This is a genomic window from Pseudomonas sp. NBRC 111127 (genome assembly GCF_001320345.1).
GTDB classification, from domain to species: Bacteria; Pseudomonadota; Gammaproteobacteria; order Pseudomonadales; family Pseudomonadaceae; genus Aquipseudomonas; species Aquipseudomonas juntendi.
The window spans coordinates 1-15,064 of the sequence record NZ_BCBD01000132.1 but is presented as its reverse complement, the minus strand read 5'-3'; the positions used below and the strand labels follow the sequence as shown (position 1 = coordinate 15,064).

Genomic DNA, 15,064 nt, shown 5'->3' with positions numbered 1-15,064 from the left:
GATCTTCATGGAGAAGACAGCCCATGCAGCAATCAAAACTGACCAAGGCCGCACGCGGCCGCGAATGCCAGGTGCGTATCCCTGGCGTATGCAACGGCAACCCCGAGACCACCGTCCTTGCACACTACCGCCTGGCGGGCACCTGCGGCGTCGGCAAGAAGCCGCACGACCTGCAAGGCGCCTGGGCTTGTAGCGCTTGCCACGATGTCTGCGATGGGCGCAGCAAGAGTGTGGATCGGGACACTGCTCGTCAATACCACGCCGAGGGCGTGATGCGTACTCAGGCGCTCTTGCTGGCTGAGGCGGTGGTTACCGCATGAGCGCTCCTGCCCTCCGTCCGGACAAGCCCGGAAAACCAAGAGCCAAGCGCATCGATCGCGAAGGGTTAGAGCAGGCCGCCCTGATGAAAGAAATCGAGCTTCGATATCCCGAGGTGTTCGCAAACTTGCATCACACCCCTAACGGCGGCCTGCGCAACAAGTCCGAGGCGATCCGCCTCAAAGCTCAGGGCAGCAAGGCTGGCATTCCAGACCTCCAACTGACCATGGCGAGAGGCGGGTATTTCGGCCTGTTCATCGAATTCAAGGCCACTGTGAAGCCGGCGCCGGTATACCTCGAGCAGCAAGCTTGCATTGGCCGGCTGAACGATCAAGGTTACCTGGCTGTTGTATGCCGGGGACATTTCGACGCCATGGAGTGCCTGAGAGCCTACCTGGCCCTTCCCGTCACGGTGGCCGCATGAGCGCGACCCGGGAAGTGAAACTGAGCGAAGCCGAGGTGCGCCGGCAGGCCGCGGACAAGTCGGTGCGCGACCTACGCGACCCACGTCACCCTGGGCTGTACCTGCGTTTCTGGAGTAACCGGGAGCGCGGCACCTGGCACTTGGTGCGCGGCAAGAAGTGGTTGCCGATCGCCCGCTGGCCTGACCTGTCCGTGGCCACTGTGATTTCCGAGCTGCCCGCGCTGCGTCAGCGCCTGATGCGCAACCCGGCCACTGCACCGGTGGTTTCGGGCATGGGCACCGTAGGCCAGTTGCTCGACTGGTACGCCGGCCGGATGGCGCTCGACCGCTCGCTGTCAGCAAAGCGAAAAGCCGCCGCCCGCTCCGCCATCGGGCAGCACCTGCGCCCATGCTTGGGCGATCTCCCAGTCAAGTACGTCACCGCTGAGCTGATCGACAAGCACCTGATTTGGCCAGCCCAGGCCAAGCTCTCGCTGTCCTATCTGCGGCAGATGTTCGGCATGCTGCTGACCGCCTTCCGCCAAGCCCTGAAGCTGGAGATGATCGACAGCAATCCCTTGGCCGGGGTGCGCTTCAATGACTTCACCAAGGCACGAATCACCCCCAAGGCAGCGCGCCTGCGTGGTGTGCACCTGCCCGAGCTGATGCAGCAACTGTCCCAGGCATTTGAGGCGAGCCCGCACGACGCCATGCTGGCCCTGATGATGCTGGCCCACGGTACCCGAATCGGCGAAACCCGCATGGCCCGCTGGAGTGACGTAACCCTGGCTGCCGCCGAGTGGTTCATTCCTGCGGCTCACACCAAAACACGTACCGAGCACCGACTGCCCCTGACGTCGCAGATGAGAGCACTGCTGATCCGGTACCGGTCGATCCAGCAGGCCCGGGGGTATGAGGGCGTTTACCTGTTCCCGAATCGCCGTGGCCACTGCCTGAGCGAGACACAGGCCAGCATGGTGTTCACCCGCCTGGGGCAGGGCGAGTGGACTAGCCACGACCTGCGCAAGGTGTCGCGCACCACCTGGACAGACCTCGGCATCGACGGCCACATCGGCGAGATGCTGCTGAACCACACGCTGGGCAAGATCGCCAGTACCTACATCCACACGCAGGCCATGGTGCAGCGCAAGTTGGCTCTGGAGATGTGGCATGCGTGGCTTGATCGGATTGGCTTCACCGCCATCCACGGCCTTAAAGAGGCCTTATTTGAAATCCCGCAGAATTCGCTACAGGCCAATGGTGGCGAGGGCTCGGGCGACCTTAGCGAATTAGTGATTAGCGAGGATTCGAAATGAGAAATTCGGAGCACGGCGCCGTCGCTTTCCTCTACGGCCTGGAAGGTCGCGACATTGGGCAGGTGATCATTGATGAGTGGTTCGGGGTAGATCTGGGCGAGCAAGTGACCGATGGGCCACGGCCTGTGGGTTTGTTTGGCCTGGAGCACCTCGAAAAGCCGATTGTGACTGGCAGTGCTGTAGTGCCGCGCAGCCGTGCGGCCAAGCCTTGGCTCAAAGCCAAAAAGGGGCGTGTCCGCCAATGAGAAAGAGCCATGGCCCGGCTTTCAAGAAGGCCGTGATCGAGCTGGACAAGTGCCCTTTGTGCCGTGGGAGAGCGGTCACTCAGGGCCTGTTTCACGAACTGCCATGCGACCACTGCCATGCCTCGGGCTTTGTGGCGGCCGCAACCGGCGAGGCCCTGGCCCTGGATGAACTGGTGACCCAGCTCAGCATGAGGCTCCGGGCCACGCTACAGCAGATCGAGCAGTTGAAGAACCCTCAGGCATCCGGGCCTGAGGCGACATATCAGGGAAGCAACCAGCGCGGCGCTGGCGGCACCAACTACACCGGGGATTGAGGGGGAAGGACCATGAAAGTAATCAGCGCTCGCCAAGCATGGCACGACGCACTACACGAAGATCGCCCATCGGCCCTGGCCGTTGCGGCAGAGGCCGCCACTCTCGGCAGGAAGGGCGGGCCAGGTGAGATCAAGGTAATGGTGATGCTGGAAAACCATGACGGCAAAGAGGTTGCCAAAGTCTACGAAATTCGCACCGAGGGCGTGCACGAAACTCGCTCAGGGCGCCGCCTTACTGATGCTCGCTGCGCTCACATGCTTGCCGCTGGCCTGGTGCTGGTGGCCATCGATTCGCTGCCGAAGTCGCTGCGCCACCTGGGCAACTTCATGTACTCGCCGGTTGCAACTGGAAACGACCTCAGCATCGCCCATGGTTTGGTTTGGCTGGGCAGCGGGCTTGAATCGCTTACTGATCGCAAGAAGCAGCGGGCTTACTGGATGGCGATGGCTGCTCTGCAGTCCCACAAGATGCTCGTGAACGGAGGCGAGGGAATGGGTCCAGGCGCCGTGTGCATGCTCGTTGAAGATCGTACAGGCGAGAAGATGAACCCGCAGAACTGGGCCCGGGATTGGCAGGTGATCTGGGATGCGCTTTGCAGTCACGTCGACAAGCTCGATAAACAGGCACTCAAGCCAGTTGCCGCGGTGGTTCAGCGCCTCCGTGATCGTGGCGAAAACCAGAGCGAGAAAGCCGCTTGACGTTTTGAGGAGCGTTCTGGCACTATTTCGCCATCGTGATAATTTCGCCTTTGGCGAAAACTTAAAGAAACCCGGCGCCCTCGCCGGGTTTTTTGTTGTCTTACTCCGGCTCCTTTTTCGGACTAGGGAATAGCGGTGGTTGCGCAAGGAACCATTCCATCTCCTCAATTGGAACTTCGTGGACGATCTTTTTTAACGGGGTCACGGTAATGCCAGTTCTCTTGGGCTCCTCGTCAAGCGTCATTACCTTTTCCAGATACGCAATCGCTGAGCCCGCCTGATACTGAAAAGACCCAATATCAGACAGCTCAAACCCGTCTTCGTGAACAGCTTTGTTACGCGTGCTGGCAACCATTCGGATCGAGTAGATCACGTCGGAAGGCAACAGATGTTCTAAGGAAGAGCACTTCTCGTGCAGGCCGCGGCCATGTGCACCCAGCGAAGTCAGCATGGACTCGAGCTTTTTGCTAGCGGAGAGGATCGTTTCTAACTGCGTACTCATCAGATAGGCCTTTGAGATCAGCGCCTAAGGCTGAAATGCCTTAGGAAACTCTCCAAATTGCCATCAGTGTTCAAGTTGGTCAATCTCGCTAGCTACAGCCCTCTCTGATCCCGCCCGGCCGGGACTTTTCTAGTTTATTTGGAGCATTCATGGATCCGACCGACCTCGGCCCAGGCACAGCCACCTGGCTGGGCGGAACGGGCACTGTGTTGCTGGGTGGCTTTCTCTGGCTGCGCAAGTGGCTATCCAGGGATGCCACCGACAGGGCGATGGACACGGCCGACATCGGTGTAGTCCGGCGCTTAAACGAACTGCTCGACATTGAGCGCGAGGCCCGGAAAGAAGCTGAGGCCCGCGCCGACCAATTCGCCAAGGAGCGAAACGACCTCGCGGCTACTGTTGGCCGAATGGAGGGAAAGATCGAGGCTTTGACCAGTCAGGTGGCGAGCCTGACAGAGCGGGTCACATTGCAGAGCGATGAGATCGCCCGCCTGCGCCTCAAGCTTGGAGGTACATCGTGATAGACAGATGCGCACTGGAGTTCATTGCTCGCCGTTGGTGGCGGCGTGCAGAGGTCTGGATCATCGCCGCTCTGCTGGTTGCCGGCGGTGCAGTACTAGGTTGGCAATCCGCCTATTGGGCCATGGTCAGCACTCAGGCCAGCCAGGTTGCCGAGATTCGTGCTGCCTACGACGTTGCCATGGCCGAGCGTGACAAGCGCCTGGACGACCTGACCAGCAAGACCGAGAGTGCCGCTACCAAGGCATCGAAGGCTGCAACCACCGCAACTCAGGCCGCCGACAAGGCTGATGAGGCGCTGAGCCGAACCCAATCGGAGCCATGGCCATGACTCGCATCACCGCAACGATAATCTGCCGCCAGGCCTGGTGGCTTAAGTACTACCTTGCCGGCGTCCTCATCGTTTCCCATATAACCGGCCGCGAGCCTGATATGTGCCGCGTCTTTCGATGGATAGAGCGTGGCATTGAGGTCGAGGTGCACTGATGGCCAGGCTCAAGACGCTGGGATCGCGCATCAAGGAGAGCGCAAGCTCGCGGGTCAAGGTGGTCACGCCTGGCAGCTGGCGTAGCGGCATGACCAGCTCTCAGCGTGGTTACGACTATCGATGGCAGAAAGCGCGAGAGCACTACCTCAATGAGCACCCGCTGTGTGTCTTCTGCGAGCGGAACGGCCGAACTGCTGCCGCAAAGGTAGTAGACCACATCGTTGCACACCGCGGTGACATGGTCCTTTTCTGGGATCAGATCAACTGGCAAAGCCTATGCAAGCCTTGCCACGACTCGGTCAAGCAGGCCGAGGAGGCAGCTGGCCTGGGCGGCTGAGTCATCCGTGGATCGTCGAAAATCAGCCGATAGGCACAGAGGCACGCCAGTGACGTGCCGCGAAAGGGGTAGGGGGGTCAAAAGCTAGGGATTCTCAACTAGCTAGACCGCCACCGACCCCACGTAGATATTTTTCTCCCCCCTAAAGGTTTTTGTTAATGGTGTTAACAGACAAACAGCGACAGTTTGTTGACGCTAAGGCCCGGGGTGCGTCCAACAAAGAAGCGGCGGAGGCCGCGGGCAGCAAGCCTTCGACCGCTGCGGCAGCCGGTTCACGCTGGGCCAATGATCCGAAGATCGCATCGGCAATTCTCGCTCGCCGAGCCGAGCTCAGTGTTAACCCTGAGCCGAAAAAGCGCAGAGCCAAACCGAAGGCTGATGAAGCCAGTGAAGACCCGGTCGAGATCAACGAGGCTGACGGCGAGTTCCTGAGCTGCCTGCCATCCACTGACGATCCACTGGTGTGGCTGCTCGCTTTGATGAACGAGCCCCGGGCCAAGGTCTTCGACCGGCGCAACGCCGCGCAGACGGCCGTCCCGTATATCCATGGGAAGAAGGCAGAGGCAGGCAAGAAAGAGCAGAAGGCGGAAGCCGCGAAAGAGGCCGGCAAGGGCAAGTACTCCCAGAGCAAGCCGCCCCTCACAGTCGTCAAGGGGTGATGCATGCTTTGGACTACGGCCTGCCCGGACTGGTGGCGGCGCCTGGCTGCCGGCGAATCCATCATTCCCGACCCGCTCTTCCCCCAAGAGGCAGAAGATAGCCTTGAGGTTTTCAAGGGGCTGCGGATTGTCGACGCCCCGGGCAGCCCAACCATCGAGAGCGCATGCGCCCCGTGGGTGCTCGCATTCGCAGGGGCTGTGTTCGGTAGTTACAACAGCGAGACCGGTGAACGCCTGATTCGGGAGTTCATGCTCTGTATCCCGAAGAAGAACAGCAAGTCGACCATTGCGGCCGCGATCATGTTGACTGCCCTGGTTCGCAACTGGCGGATGTCGGCCGAGTTCATCATTTTGGCGCCGACTAAAGAGATTGCCGACAATGCTTTCGTTCCGGCCAAGGACATGGTCAACAACGACGAGGAATTGAAGGATCTGCTGCATGTGCAGCCACACCTTCGCTTGATCACGCACCGGGAGACCGGCGCCACGCTGAAGGTGGTTGCTGCTGACAGCGATGTGGTTGGTGGCAAGAAGGCTGTCGGCGTACTGATCGATGAGGCTTGGCTGTTCGGCAAGAACCCGAAAGCGGCCGACATGATTCGGGAGGCCACCGGTGGCCTGTTGTCCAGGCCTGAAGGCTTTGTCATCTGGCTGACCACTCAATCGAACGAGCCGCCGGCCGGGGTGTTCCGGTCGAAACTGAATTACGCCCGCGGCGTGCGTGATGGCCGCATCAACGACAACCGCTTCCTGCCGATCATCTACGAATTCTCGAAGGAGATGATCGACAGCGGCGAAGCTCGCAAGCCGGAGAACTTCCACCTGGTTAACCCCAACATGGGGTTCTCGGTCGACCGTCCGACACTTGAGCGCTTGTTCATGCAGGCGGAGATCGATGGTGAGGCGGAACTGCGCGGCTTCCTGGCCAAGCATCTCAACATAGAAATCGGTCTGGCACTCATGTCGGACGCCTGGGTCGGCGCCGAGTTCTGGGAGCCCCAAGCGGCCACTTGGCTCAACCTGGACGAGATCCTAGAGCGCTGCGAAGTCATCGATGTTGGTGGTGACGGAGGGGGGCTTGACGATTTGCTTGGTCTTGCCGTCCTCGGACGGGAAGCTGGCACTCGTCGGTGGTTCCACTGGGCTCACGCCTGGGCACACCCATCAGTGCTTGAGCGCCGCAAATCCGAAGCTCCTCGGATCAGGGATCTTGAGGCAGTTGGCGACCTGACCATCGTGAAGAGGATTGGGCAGGACGTCGAGCAATTCGCGGCCATCGTCGCCCGCATCAATGAGACTGGCCTGCTGGACAAGGTTGGGCTCGACCCGGCAGGAATCGGTTCGGTCCTCGACGCCCTGGCTGATGCCGGCGTCGAGGAAGACAAGATCGTTGGTATTTCCCAGGGCTGGAAGCTCACCGGCGCGATCAAGACGACAGAGCGGAAACTTGCCGAGGGCACGTTGCTGCACTGCGGGCAACCGCTCATGGCCTGGTCATGCGGCAACGCCAAGGGTGTGCCGTCGGCGAACGCCTTCTTGATCAACAAGCAGGCCTCGGGCACCGCCAAGATCGACCCGCTGATGGCGACTTTCAACGCCGTTTCTCTGCTCAGCCTCAACCCAGAAGGCCGCGGGGGAATGGACAATTTCATGGCAGGCATTCGGGATCCACTGATCGCATGAACGCATTTCATATTTTCATCGCCTGCGCAGTAATCGCTTTCTGCTTGGCATGCGGCGGCGTCTGGATGCTGGCTGGCACCGGCTGGGCTTTGCTGGCGGGATCGCTGAGCTTTTTCTGCATCGCCGGCTTCATCCGCAGAGGGCTTGTCAGTGATTAAAACCCTATCCCAGGCACTGGGGGCTGCTGCCGCCAAGCCTTCAGCCAGCATGAGTGAATGGTTGGGCAAGACCATCAAGCTGTCGGATGGAGGTTTCTGGAGTGCCTTCAACGGCGCCCAGTCCAGTAGTGGTAAATCGGTCAGCGTCGATAAGGCCATGCGCCTGTCTACCGTGTGGGCATGCGTTCGGATTATCTCGACATCGGTAGCTGGCTTGCCGTTGAGCATCTACCGGCGCATGCCGGATGGCAGTCGCGAGAGCGCGCGAGACTTCCCGCTCTACGATGTGGTGCACACCAGTCCCAACGAAGATATGGCTGCCTTCCATTTCTGGCAGGCTGTCGTCGCCTCGATGCTGCTATGGGGCAATGCTTATTGCGAGATCCACCGATCAGCCGGGCGCGTGATTGCCCTCGACTTTCTGATGCCGTCGCGAGTCGAGCTTGAGTTCGACGATGATGGACGGCTCAGGTACTTCTTCAAGCCCCGAAAGGGCGCGCGCCGGGAGATTGTGCGGCAGGACATGCTGCACATTCCGGCTTTTACCCTGGACGGGCGGGTTGGGCTGTCCGCCATACGTTACGGCGCAGATGTGTTCGGTTCGGCGATGTCAGCAGACGACGCCGCCAACAGCACCTTCCGCAACGGCATGATGCCCACGGTCGCGTTTTCGGTCGACAAGACGTTGAACCCTGCCCAGCGCGTTGAGTTTCGTGAGTACGTGAAGACGATCTCCGGGGCATTGAATGCCGGCAAGAGTCCCGTCCTCGAGCAAGGCGTGAAGCCGGAAATGATCGGCATCAACCCCGCCGATGCGCAGCTGCTGGAGTCGAGAGGGCACAGCATCGAGGAGATTTGTCGCTGGTTCGGCGTCCCGCCCTGGATGGTGATGAAGACGGACAAGGGCAGCAACTGGGGCACCGGCCTGGAACAGCAACAGATCGCATTCCTCACCTACTGCATCATGTCCTTTACGGCGCCAATCGAGCAGTGCGTGAACAAGTGGTGCATGACGGCGGTGGACCGGATCAATTTCTATTCCGAGTTCTCCATTGAGGCGTTCCTGCGGGCCGACAGCTCCGGCCGCGCGGCATACCTCAGCACGATGGCGCAGAACGGGTTCATGACTCGGAACGAAGGCAGGGGCAAGGAAAACCTGCCAAGTAAGCCTGGCGGGGATGTGCTCACCGTGCAGTCAAACCTGGTACCGCTGGACCAGCTGGGCAAGCAAAACGATGGGCAAGCTGTTCGAGCCGCCCTGATGAACTGGCTGCAAGAGCCGGATAGCACCTCTCGGGAGTAACCCATGAAACACAAGATCCAGTCTCGCGGCCTGCGCAGCGAGATGAGCCCGCGCGCGCTCGATAAATGGAATCCCGCGATCCAGGCGGCTGTCGAGAACACGTCGGACACCATTACCGTTTACGGCGTAATCGGTGAAGACTGGTACGGCGAGGGTGTGACCCTCAAGCGAATTGATGCCGCGCTTCGCTCTATCGGCGAGAAGGATGTGACGGTGTATATCAACTCACCGGGCGGTGACATGTTCGAAGGCATCGCTATCTACAACCGCCTGAAGGAGCACGGCCAAAAAGTCACCACCAAGGTGCTCGGCATGGCTGCAAGCGCAGCTTCGATCATCTACCTGGCGGGCAGTGATCGGCAGGTAGCCAGCAGCGCGTTTCTGATGATCCATAACTGCTGGACCTTCCTCGCGGGGAACCGCCATTACCTGCGTGATGTGGCTGATGACATGGAGGAGTTCGATGCTGCAATGGCTGACCTCTATGCCGAAACCAGCGGGCAGTCGCCAGAAGACATGGCCGAGTTGATGGATGACGAAACCTATATCCGTGGCAAGCGTGCGGTGGAGCTTGGGCTAGCCACCAGCGTGCTATCCGCAACGGAAATCACCGAGCGCGAAACCGAAGAGTCGGCGCAGGCCAATGCCCTCAAGGCCATGGATGTGGCACTGGCAAAGGCGGGCATGCCCCGTTCCGAGCGCCGCGAGCTATTCGCCAGTTTCAAGTCCGGCATGCCTCGCGCTGCCGGCGGGGGCACGCATAACGCTGCCCCGACCGACAAGCCCCGCGCTGTCGCGCCAGACCTCTCCGCCTCTCTGAGCGCGGCAACCAACATCCTCAATTCTCTGAAAGGAAAGTGACCATGGACTTTGAAGCCCAAGTCAATGAACTCAATGCCAGCCTCAAGGGCATTGGTGATCAGATCAAAAGCCAGGCCGAGGCGACCGAGAAGCAAATCAAGGCTTCCGGTGAGATGAACGCCGAAACTCGCGCCAAGGTCGATGAGCTGCTGACCAAGCAGGGCGAGCTGCAAGCGCGCCTGGGCGAGGCCGAGCAGAAGCTGGTCAATGCCAATCGTGACCGCCAAGCACCTGAGCGTCCGCAATCGGCTGGCGAGATCGTTACCGCCTCCAAGGAAATGGAAGGCGTTGACTCGTCGTTCCGAGGCTCTCGTCGCATCTCCGTGACCCGGGCAGCAATCACCTCGGCGCCCACATCCGCCGGTGACCTGGTAGCGCCCGATCGTCGCTACGGCATCCAGGCTGCTCCCGAGCGCCGCCTGACCATTCGCGATCTGATCGCCCCAGGCCAGACCGGTAGCAATTCGGTGGAGTACGTTCGAGAAGACGGCTTCACCAACAATGCTGCGCCGGTGCCGGAAGGCGGTTCCAAGCCATACTCCGACATCAAGTTCAAACTAGAAAACGCCCCGGTGCGGACCTTGGCTCACCTGTTCAAGGCAAGCCGTCAGATCCTCGATGATGCCCCAGCGTTGAAAAGCTTCATCGACGCTCGCGGTCACTACGGCCTCAAGTTGGCTGAAGAGTCTCAACTGCTCTTCGGCAACGGCACTGGAGCCAACATTGGCGGCATCGTTCCCGCTGCTCAGCTCTACGCGGCCCCCGGCGGTGTTGTGGTCACCGGGGAGCAGCGGATTGACCGAATTCGCCTGGCCCTGCTGCAGGCCGAGCTGGCTGAGTTCCCATCGGACGGCATTGTCCTCAACCCAATCGACTGGGCGTTGATCGAACTGCTGAAGGATGCTCAAGGCCGGTACCTGATTGGCCAGCCGCAAGGTGACACGCAACCAACTCTGTGGCGCCGCCCTGTGGTTTCCACACAAGCCATGCCGCAAAACGACTTCCTGGTCGGCGCCTTCGGTCTGGGCGCGCAGATCTTCGACCGCATGGACGTGGAAATCCTGATTTCCACCGAGAACGACAAGGACTTCGAAAACAACATGGTCACCGTCCGTGCCGAGCAGCGCCTGGCCCTGGCCATTTACCGGGGTGAGGCGTTCGTCACCGGTCCGCTGACTGGCGAATAAGGCTGGACCACAGCAGCAATGGCGCTCGTAAGGGCGCCACTTTTGAAGGAGCTGAGTATGTCGAACGCAGGAAAGAAGACCGGCAAGAACCACACTGAAAAGCAAGCACCGGCGCCCGAGGCTCAGCCTCCTGTGCCCGCTGACGGTGTTGCTGACGCAGCTTCCAACTCGGGTGACGACGGCAATCAAGCGGTCGGTGACGTAACCGCTGCAGCCTCTACCGGTGGCAATGATGCTGCTGGGCAGTCCGTTGCAGCTGGCGCGGCAGCATCGTTGGCCGCAGAGCCTGGCGCAGGTCAGGATGCCTTGCCATCCGACGCTGGCGGCAACGATGCGCCTCCGCTGACTGCCAGTGGCGAACAGCTGGCAGAGCAGAGCACAGCAGGTGCGCCGAGCGGGGAGGGCTCATCCGACCTCTCCGTGGCCATTGGTAAAGTGCCTGCGCCCCTCAAACCTGCGCCTGTGAACTCGGCTGAGGTCGAAGTGTTCCCGCTTCGTACCTACCAAGACGCCGGCGAACTGCGTCGGCGTGGGGGTAAGGGGTACACCGTGGACAGGCGTCATGCTGAAGCCCTGGTGCAGCGAGGCCTCGCTTCTCTTGAGCCGCCGGAGGAGTAGCAGATGGCGGTCATCAGCATGTCCATCGCTCGGCATCATCTCCGTGACCCCGACGATGCTGACGAATACCTGGAGCTCCTGATCGAGGCGGCGGAAGGGCAAGCGATGGACTATCTGAACCGCCGCTTTTACGCCGACCAGCAGGCGCTGGATGAGGCTGTCGCCGCCGGGGATGCCGGTGACTCGCCCATGGTCAGCAATAAGCAGATCAAGGCTGCCTGCTTGCTGATCCTCGGCCATCTTTACGCCAACCGCGAGGACGTTGTGATCGGGACCATCGCCACCGAACTACCGCAAGGTTCAAAGGCACTCCTGACACCGCATCGTATCGGGTGGGGCATATGAGGGCCGGGCCGCTGCGTCATCGGCTGCAGGTGGCTCATCGACACGAGGAGAGGAACAAATCCGGGGGCGCTACAGTGACGTGGCTACCAGCTCCTCGCTCAGAAATGTGGGGTGAGGTTCGCACCCCAAGCGGTCGAGTCATTGCGGTTGCTGAAAAGCTGAGTGCTGTTGTAACCACCGAAATCATCGTCAGGCCGCGCCCAGATATCGTTGCAGGATCGCGCCTGACACGTAGGGGGATCACGTACCAGGTTGAGGCCGTGTTGCCTGACAACGAAAACTCCCTGATGAGGCTTCTCTGCTCATCGGTACCTAACCCATGAGGTGAAACATGAAAATTCGAGCACTCGGCCCGCTGACGGGCGCATCTGGTGAGCGCGAGAAGGGCGAAGAGTTCGAGGTGACCAAGGAGCAGGGCGAAGGCCTGATTGCTCGTGGCTACGCTGAGGCCGTTACCGACAAGGTCGTCAAGCCAGCGAAGGCCGATCAGGCCAAGGAGTAGGCCATGGCGCGCCGCTCGAAGATGCGCGGCGACATCCGCCTCCGGCGGACGCTGCGCAACATCCACAAGACGATGGACAACGAGTTGGCCCCGGCGATGCGCCAGGCCGCTGAGCGGGTTCTGGCCACCCAGCAACAGCTGATGCCCAAGGACACGGGAGCAGCGGCCGCCGCGCTGAAGATCTACGTCGCGCCCAGCGGGCTGGATGCGCAGATCGGCATTCGAGGAAAGCGCGACAATCGAAAGTTCTTCTACCTGCGCTTCATCGAGTACGGAACCAAGGGCTACATCGGCGGCAAGCGCGCAGGGAGCCGGAACCGCCGCGCAACCAACAAGAGCGATGGCGAACACTTCTTCGGCAAATACCCGGACATTCCGGCCAGGCCGGCGCATCCCTGGCTACGCCCGTCCATCGACGTGAACCGCGAGTACGTCATGGCTGATATCGAGACGGCGGTGCGTCGAACGCTCCGCAAGGCAAGCCAGGGGGTAGGCAATGACTGATCCATCCCTGGCCCTACAAGAGGCCATCTTCGCCAGGCTTCAGGCGGAGGTGAGTTGCCCGATCTACGACGGTGCGCCCTTGAATGCGGAAATGCCATATGTGTCCATAGATCGAGAAGTTTCGGTCAACAACAGCCCGATTTCGGGCCGCAAGCGCGACACGCGCCTGCTGTACCTGTCCGTCTGGTCTGATGCTGTCGGCCAGGCCGAAGTGAAGCGCATCAACGGCGAGGTGATCGCCGCCCTGGACGAGCGCCCGCTGCCGCTGGAGGTTGGCCGCGCTGTATCGGTACGTGTCATCCAGTCGGACGCCCAGCGGGATGCTGACGGCGTTACCTACCAGGGCTCGATCACGGTTCGCGTCATCACCACCCACTGATTCAACCACCGGCCGCGCTGCGGCTTTATCCAATGTGCCTTTGGAGGAACCCCCATGGCCGAAGACAACCTCAACACAGCCGCTGGCTGCCGCCTCTTCATTGGTGGTAAGACCGGCGCTGATACCGTAACCGAGTACGAGGCCGATACCTATGTCCGGGTGGGCGAGATCGAAGACCTCGGCGAGTTCGGCGACACCTTCAACCCGGTGAACTTCACCTCTCTGGATGATGGCCGTGTGCGCAAGTACAAAGGCACTGCCGATGCAGGCAACATGACCATGGTGGTGGGCTTTGACAGCGGAGACGCCGGTCAGAAGGCTGTAGCTGTCGCGCATAAAGACCGCTCCAAGGGTAACTACAACGTCAAGGTCACCTTGAATGACGGAGACCCTGACGCAACCCCTGCGATCCTGCCGACTACGTTCTATTACGGCGTGAAGGTAATGAATAACACCGTGGCAGCCGGCCAGGCCGACAACGTGGTGCGCCGTAACGTCACGCTGGCGATCAATACCGACATCATCGAAATTCCAGCCGGACCGGCCACCCCATGATCTACGGGGCTGGCCCCGTCCCACCCCTGCGAGAAATCCAATGAGCGAAGCCATGCACGGCACCGTCACGCTGGTAATTGGTGCCCGTAGTTACACCCTGAAGCCGACGCTGGATGCGGCTTTGCGTATTGAACACCGGTTCGGTGGTCTGCGCGGAGCGCTGGAATCGATGCGACTGATGAGCATCGCCGCCTGTGCTGACATCGTGATTGCTGGCGCCGACCTGAAACCCGACCAGCATCCGGTTATCGCCAGTGAGGTGTTCCACACCGGTGTGGCCAAGGTATCTGGTCAGTTGACCGAGTTCATCACCGTTCTGCTCAACCCTGTACCGCCGAGTGTGGTTGCCAAGGGAAAGGACGAGGCGGCCAGCACAGCGCAGTGAAAAATGGCAGCTACGTTGACTACCTGTTCGGCGTAGCCACCGGCTGGCTTGGCTGGCCGCCTGAAACCGCCTGGCGTACTCCCATCCCCCAAATCATGCTGGCGCTTGACGCCCGTCTTGACTGGGCAGGTCGCGGTCAGGTTCAGCCATCTGGCCAGCCCGCGGCGCCGCGTAGCCCCGGCAGCGTGGCCGACAAGCTGAAGGCCTTCTTCCGAGGCCGTCAGCCAGAGTAGTTTGCCGCCTCCGGGCGGTTTTTTTATGCTTGGAGAATTGCATGGCCGATCAACAAGTCCAGGGCATGCTGGTCCAGATCGAGGCGACAACGGCTCAGCTACGCCGCGAGTTGGCCAGCGCTGACCAGGTGGTGGCGCGCAGCACGCAGGCGATCGACCGCAACCTGGCCACCGTCGATTCGGCTTTTGACAGGGCGGGTGCAGCGGCTGAGAGCGCTGGTGCACTGATGCGTGGCGCCTTCGCTGCTGTTGCTGGCGCGGGGCTGATTGGCGGCATCATCAAGCAGGTCGACGCCTACGGGCAGATGTCGGACCGCATGAAGGCTGCCGCGGGCAGTGCTGGCGAGTACCAGATGGTGCAGGAGCACCTGCTTCGCACGGCCCAGGAAACCTATCGGCCCATGGCCGAGGCCCAAGAGCTGTATATTCGCACTGCCGATGTCATGCGCAGCCTGGGCTTCAATACCCAGCAAACGCTCGACATCACCGACAGCTTCAGCTTCCTGCTGGTGACCAACGCGGCGGCCGCTGACAAGGCCGGCTCTGCGCTGG

General features: G+C 60.9%; 26 protein-coding genes. 25 read left to right on the top strand and 1 reads right to left on the bottom strand.

Annotated features, from left to right (window positions below; translation table 11 throughout):
* Positions 1–23: 23 nt before the first annotated feature.
* Genes APH30_RS20575 through APH30_RS20550 form a run of 6 tightly spaced genes read left to right on the top strand, consistent with a single transcriptional unit; the run spans position 24 to position 3,295 of the window.
* Positions 24–320 carry a DUF1364 domain-containing protein gene (locus APH30_RS20575; protein WP_054913614.1) on the top strand — a complete coding sequence of 99 codons (297 nt, stop codon included), beginning with the start codon at positions 24–26 and terminating at the stop codon, positions 318–320.
* A complete protein-coding gene (locus APH30_RS20570) occupies positions 317–742 on the top strand; it encodes a VRR-NUC domain-containing protein (RefSeq protein ID WP_054913613.1) in 426 nt (141 codons plus the stop codon). Before APH30_RS20575 ends, APH30_RS20570 begins: the two co-directional genes overlap by 4 nt.
* A complete protein-coding gene (locus APH30_RS20565) occupies positions 739–2,037 on the top strand; it encodes a site-specific integrase (protein WP_054913612.1) in 1,299 nt (432 codons plus the stop codon). The genes APH30_RS20570 and APH30_RS20565 overlap by 4 nt, the downstream gene beginning before the upstream one ends.
* Positions 2,034–2,282 (top strand): hypothetical protein, encoded by a 249-nt coding sequence (locus tag APH30_RS20560; RefSeq protein WP_054913611.1) that lies wholly within the window; start codon positions 2,034–2,036, stop codon positions 2,280–2,282. The genes APH30_RS20565 and APH30_RS20560 overlap by 4 nt, the downstream gene beginning before the upstream one ends.
* Positions 2,279–2,596 carry a hypothetical protein gene (locus APH30_RS20555; RefSeq protein WP_054913610.1) on the top strand — a complete coding sequence of 106 codons (318 nt, stop codon included), beginning with the start codon at positions 2,279–2,281 and terminating at the stop codon, positions 2,594–2,596. The genes APH30_RS20560 and APH30_RS20555 overlap by 4 nt, the downstream gene beginning before the upstream one ends.
* Positions 2,597–2,608: 12 nt before the next feature.
* Positions 2,609–3,295 carry a hypothetical protein gene (locus tag APH30_RS20550; RefSeq protein WP_054913609.1) on the top strand — a complete coding sequence of 229 codons (687 nt, stop codon included), beginning with the start codon at positions 2,609–2,611 and terminating at the stop codon, positions 3,293–3,295.
* 100 nt (positions 3,296–3,395) lie between these two features.
* Here APH30_RS20550 and APH30_RS20545 read toward each other — a convergent pair whose 3' ends face one another.
* Complete coding sequence (locus APH30_RS20545; protein WP_054913608.1) at positions 3,396–3,797, bottom strand: hypothetical protein; 402 nt, start codon at positions 3,795–3,797, stop codon at positions 3,396–3,398.
* 149 nt (positions 3,798–3,946) lie between these two features.
* On the opposite strand from APH30_RS20545, the gene APH30_RS20540 reads away from it, so the two are divergent.
* The 19 genes from APH30_RS20540 to APH30_RS20465 all read left to right on the top strand — a co-directional run.
* Entirely contained in the window at positions 3,947–4,318 is a 372-nt protein-coding gene (locus APH30_RS20540; RefSeq protein ID WP_054913607.1) for a hypothetical protein, read from the top strand.
* Positions 4,318–4,647 carry a hypothetical protein gene (locus APH30_RS20535; RefSeq protein WP_054913615.1) on the top strand — a complete coding sequence of 110 codons (330 nt, stop codon included), beginning with the start codon at positions 4,318–4,320 and terminating at the stop codon, positions 4,645–4,647. The genes APH30_RS20540 and APH30_RS20535 overlap by 1 nt, the downstream gene beginning before the upstream one ends.
* Positions 4,644–4,802, top strand: coding sequence for a hypothetical protein (locus APH30_RS29330; RefSeq protein WP_218186813.1), 159 nt, complete (start codon positions 4,644–4,646; stop codon positions 4,800–4,802). The genes APH30_RS20535 and APH30_RS29330 overlap by 4 nt, the downstream gene beginning before the upstream one ends.
* A complete protein-coding gene (locus APH30_RS20530; RefSeq protein ID WP_054913606.1) occupies positions 4,802–5,140 on the top strand; it encodes an HNH endonuclease in 339 nt (112 codons plus the stop codon). The genes APH30_RS29330 and APH30_RS20530 overlap by 1 nt, the downstream gene beginning before the upstream one ends.
* A 158-nt stretch (positions 5,141–5,298) precedes the next feature.
* The gene (locus APH30_RS20525) at positions 5,299–5,799 is read left to right on the top strand and encodes a terminase small subunit (RefSeq protein WP_054913605.1); all 501 of its coding nucleotides are present in this window, start codon (positions 5,299–5,301) and stop codon (positions 5,797–5,799) included.
* A gap of 3 nt (positions 5,800–5,802) precedes the next feature.
* Positions 5,803–7,482 (top strand): terminase large subunit, encoded by a 1,680-nt coding sequence (locus APH30_RS20520; protein WP_054913604.1) that lies wholly within the window; start codon positions 5,803–5,805, stop codon positions 7,480–7,482.
* A gap of 150 nt (positions 7,483–7,632) precedes the next feature.
* On the top strand, positions 7,633–8,943 hold the full coding sequence (locus APH30_RS20515; RefSeq protein WP_054913603.1) for a phage portal protein: 1,311 nt from the start codon (positions 7,633–7,635) through the stop codon (positions 8,941–8,943).
* 3 nt (positions 8,944–8,946) lie between these two features.
* Entirely contained in the window at positions 8,947–9,804 is an 858-nt protein-coding gene (locus APH30_RS20510) for a head maturation protease, ClpP-related (RefSeq protein WP_054913602.1), read from the top strand.
* A gap of 2 nt (positions 9,805–9,806) precedes the next feature.
* The gene (locus tag APH30_RS20505) at positions 9,807–10,991 is read left to right on the top strand and encodes a phage major capsid protein (protein WP_054913601.1); all 1,185 of its coding nucleotides are present in this window, start codon (positions 9,807–9,809) and stop codon (positions 10,989–10,991) included.
* A gap of 57 nt (positions 10,992–11,048) precedes the next feature.
* The gene (locus tag APH30_RS20500; protein ID WP_054913600.1) at positions 11,049–11,609 is read left to right on the top strand and encodes a hypothetical protein; all 561 of its coding nucleotides are present in this window, start codon (positions 11,049–11,051) and stop codon (positions 11,607–11,609) included.
* Positions 11,610–11,612: 3 nt separating this feature from the next.
* Entirely contained in the window at positions 11,613–11,954 is a 342-nt protein-coding gene (locus APH30_RS20495; RefSeq protein ID WP_054913599.1) for a head-tail connector protein, read from the top strand.
* Positions 11,951–12,277 (top strand): phage head closure protein, encoded by a 327-nt coding sequence (locus tag APH30_RS28230; protein WP_082416222.1) that lies wholly within the window; start codon positions 11,951–11,953, stop codon positions 12,275–12,277. The genes APH30_RS20495 and APH30_RS28230 overlap by 4 nt, the downstream gene beginning before the upstream one ends.
* 8 nt (positions 12,278–12,285) lie before the next feature.
* A complete protein-coding gene (locus APH30_RS29170; RefSeq protein WP_177333762.1) occupies positions 12,286–12,456 on the top strand; it encodes a hypothetical protein in 171 nt (56 codons plus the stop codon).
* 3 nt (positions 12,457–12,459) lie between these two features.
* The gene (locus tag APH30_RS20490) at positions 12,460–12,960 is read left to right on the top strand and encodes an HK97 gp10 family phage protein (RefSeq protein WP_009681824.1); all 501 of its coding nucleotides are present in this window, start codon (positions 12,460–12,462) and stop codon (positions 12,958–12,960) included.
* A complete protein-coding gene (locus APH30_RS20485) occupies positions 12,953–13,339 on the top strand; it encodes a DUF3168 domain-containing protein (protein ID WP_054913598.1) in 387 nt (128 codons plus the stop codon). Before APH30_RS20490 ends, APH30_RS20485 begins: the two co-directional genes overlap by 8 nt.
* Positions 13,340–13,393: 54 nt before the next feature.
* Positions 13,394–13,894, top strand: coding sequence for a hypothetical protein (locus APH30_RS20480; RefSeq protein WP_009681822.1), 501 nt, complete (start codon positions 13,394–13,396; stop codon positions 13,892–13,894).
* A 40-nt stretch (positions 13,895–13,934) separates the two neighbouring features.
* Complete coding sequence (locus tag APH30_RS20475) at positions 13,935–14,279, top strand: hypothetical protein (protein ID WP_033690111.1); 345 nt, start codon at positions 13,935–13,937, stop codon at positions 14,277–14,279.
* On the top strand, positions 14,276–14,512 hold the full coding sequence (locus APH30_RS29665) for a hypothetical protein (protein ID WP_009681820.1): 237 nt from the start codon (positions 14,276–14,278) through the stop codon (positions 14,510–14,512). Before APH30_RS20475 ends, APH30_RS29665 begins: the two co-directional genes overlap by 4 nt.
* 41 nt (positions 14,513–14,553) lie before the next feature.
* On the top strand, positions 14,554–15,064 hold a 511-nt coding region (locus tag APH30_RS20465), incomplete at its 3' end, for a tape measure protein (RefSeq protein WP_256222097.1).

Coding starts and splice junctions, on each gene's coding strand:
- APH30_RS20575 (WP_054913614.1), top strand. CDS start 24: ATGCAGCAATCAAAACTGACCAAGGCCGCACGCGGCCGCGAATGCCAG.
- APH30_RS20570 (WP_054913613.1), top strand. CDS start 317: ATGAGCGCTCCTGCCCTCCGTCCGGACAAGCCCGGAAAACCAAGAGCC.
- APH30_RS20565 (WP_054913612.1), top strand. CDS start 739: ATGAGCGCGACCCGGGAAGTGAAACTGAGCGAAGCCGAGGTGCGCCGG.
- APH30_RS20560 (WP_054913611.1), top strand. CDS start 2,034: ATGAGAAATTCGGAGCACGGCGCCGTCGCTTTCCTCTACGGCCTGGAA.
- APH30_RS20555 (WP_054913610.1), top strand. CDS start 2,279: ATGAGAAAGAGCCATGGCCCGGCTTTCAAGAAGGCCGTGATCGAGCTG.
- APH30_RS20550 (WP_054913609.1), top strand. CDS start 2,609: ATGAAAGTAATCAGCGCTCGCCAAGCATGGCACGACGCACTACACGAA.
- APH30_RS20545 (WP_054913608.1), bottom strand. CDS start 3,797: ATGAGTACGCAGTTAGAAACGATCCTCTCCGCTAGCAAAAAGCTCGAG.
- APH30_RS20540 (WP_054913607.1), top strand. CDS start 3,947: ATGGATCCGACCGACCTCGGCCCAGGCACAGCCACCTGGCTGGGCGGA.
- APH30_RS29330 (WP_218186813.1), top strand. CDS start 4,644: ATGACTCGCATCACCGCAACGATAATCTGCCGCCAGGCCTGGTGGCTT.
- APH30_RS20530 (WP_054913606.1), top strand. CDS start 4,802: ATGGCCAGGCTCAAGACGCTGGGATCGCGCATCAAGGAGAGCGCAAGC.
- APH30_RS20525 (WP_054913605.1), top strand. CDS start 5,299: ATGGTGTTAACAGACAAACAGCGACAGTTTGTTGACGCTAAGGCCCGG.
- APH30_RS20520 (WP_054913604.1), top strand. CDS start 5,803: ATGCTTTGGACTACGGCCTGCCCGGACTGGTGGCGGCGCCTGGCTGCC.
- APH30_RS20510 (WP_054913602.1), top strand. CDS start 8,947: ATGAAACACAAGATCCAGTCTCGCGGCCTGCGCAGCGAGATGAGCCCG.
- APH30_RS20505 (WP_054913601.1), top strand. CDS start 9,807: ATGGACTTTGAAGCCCAAGTCAATGAACTCAATGCCAGCCTCAAGGGC.
- APH30_RS20500 (WP_054913600.1), top strand. CDS start 11,049: ATGTCGAACGCAGGAAAGAAGACCGGCAAGAACCACACTGAAAAGCAA.
- APH30_RS20495 (WP_054913599.1), top strand. CDS start 11,613: ATGGCGGTCATCAGCATGTCCATCGCTCGGCATCATCTCCGTGACCCC.
- APH30_RS28230 (WP_082416222.1), top strand. CDS start 11,951: ATGAGGGCCGGGCCGCTGCGTCATCGGCTGCAGGTGGCTCATCGACAC.
- APH30_RS29170 (WP_177333762.1), top strand. CDS start 12,286: ATGAAAATTCGAGCACTCGGCCCGCTGACGGGCGCATCTGGTGAGCGC.
- APH30_RS20490 (WP_009681824.1), top strand. CDS start 12,460: ATGGCGCGCCGCTCGAAGATGCGCGGCGACATCCGCCTCCGGCGGACG.
- APH30_RS20485 (WP_054913598.1), top strand. CDS start 12,953: ATGACTGATCCATCCCTGGCCCTACAAGAGGCCATCTTCGCCAGGCTT.
- APH30_RS20480 (WP_009681822.1), top strand. CDS start 13,394: ATGGCCGAAGACAACCTCAACACAGCCGCTGGCTGCCGCCTCTTCATT.
- APH30_RS20475 (WP_033690111.1), top strand. CDS start 13,935: ATGAGCGAAGCCATGCACGGCACCGTCACGCTGGTAATTGGTGCCCGT.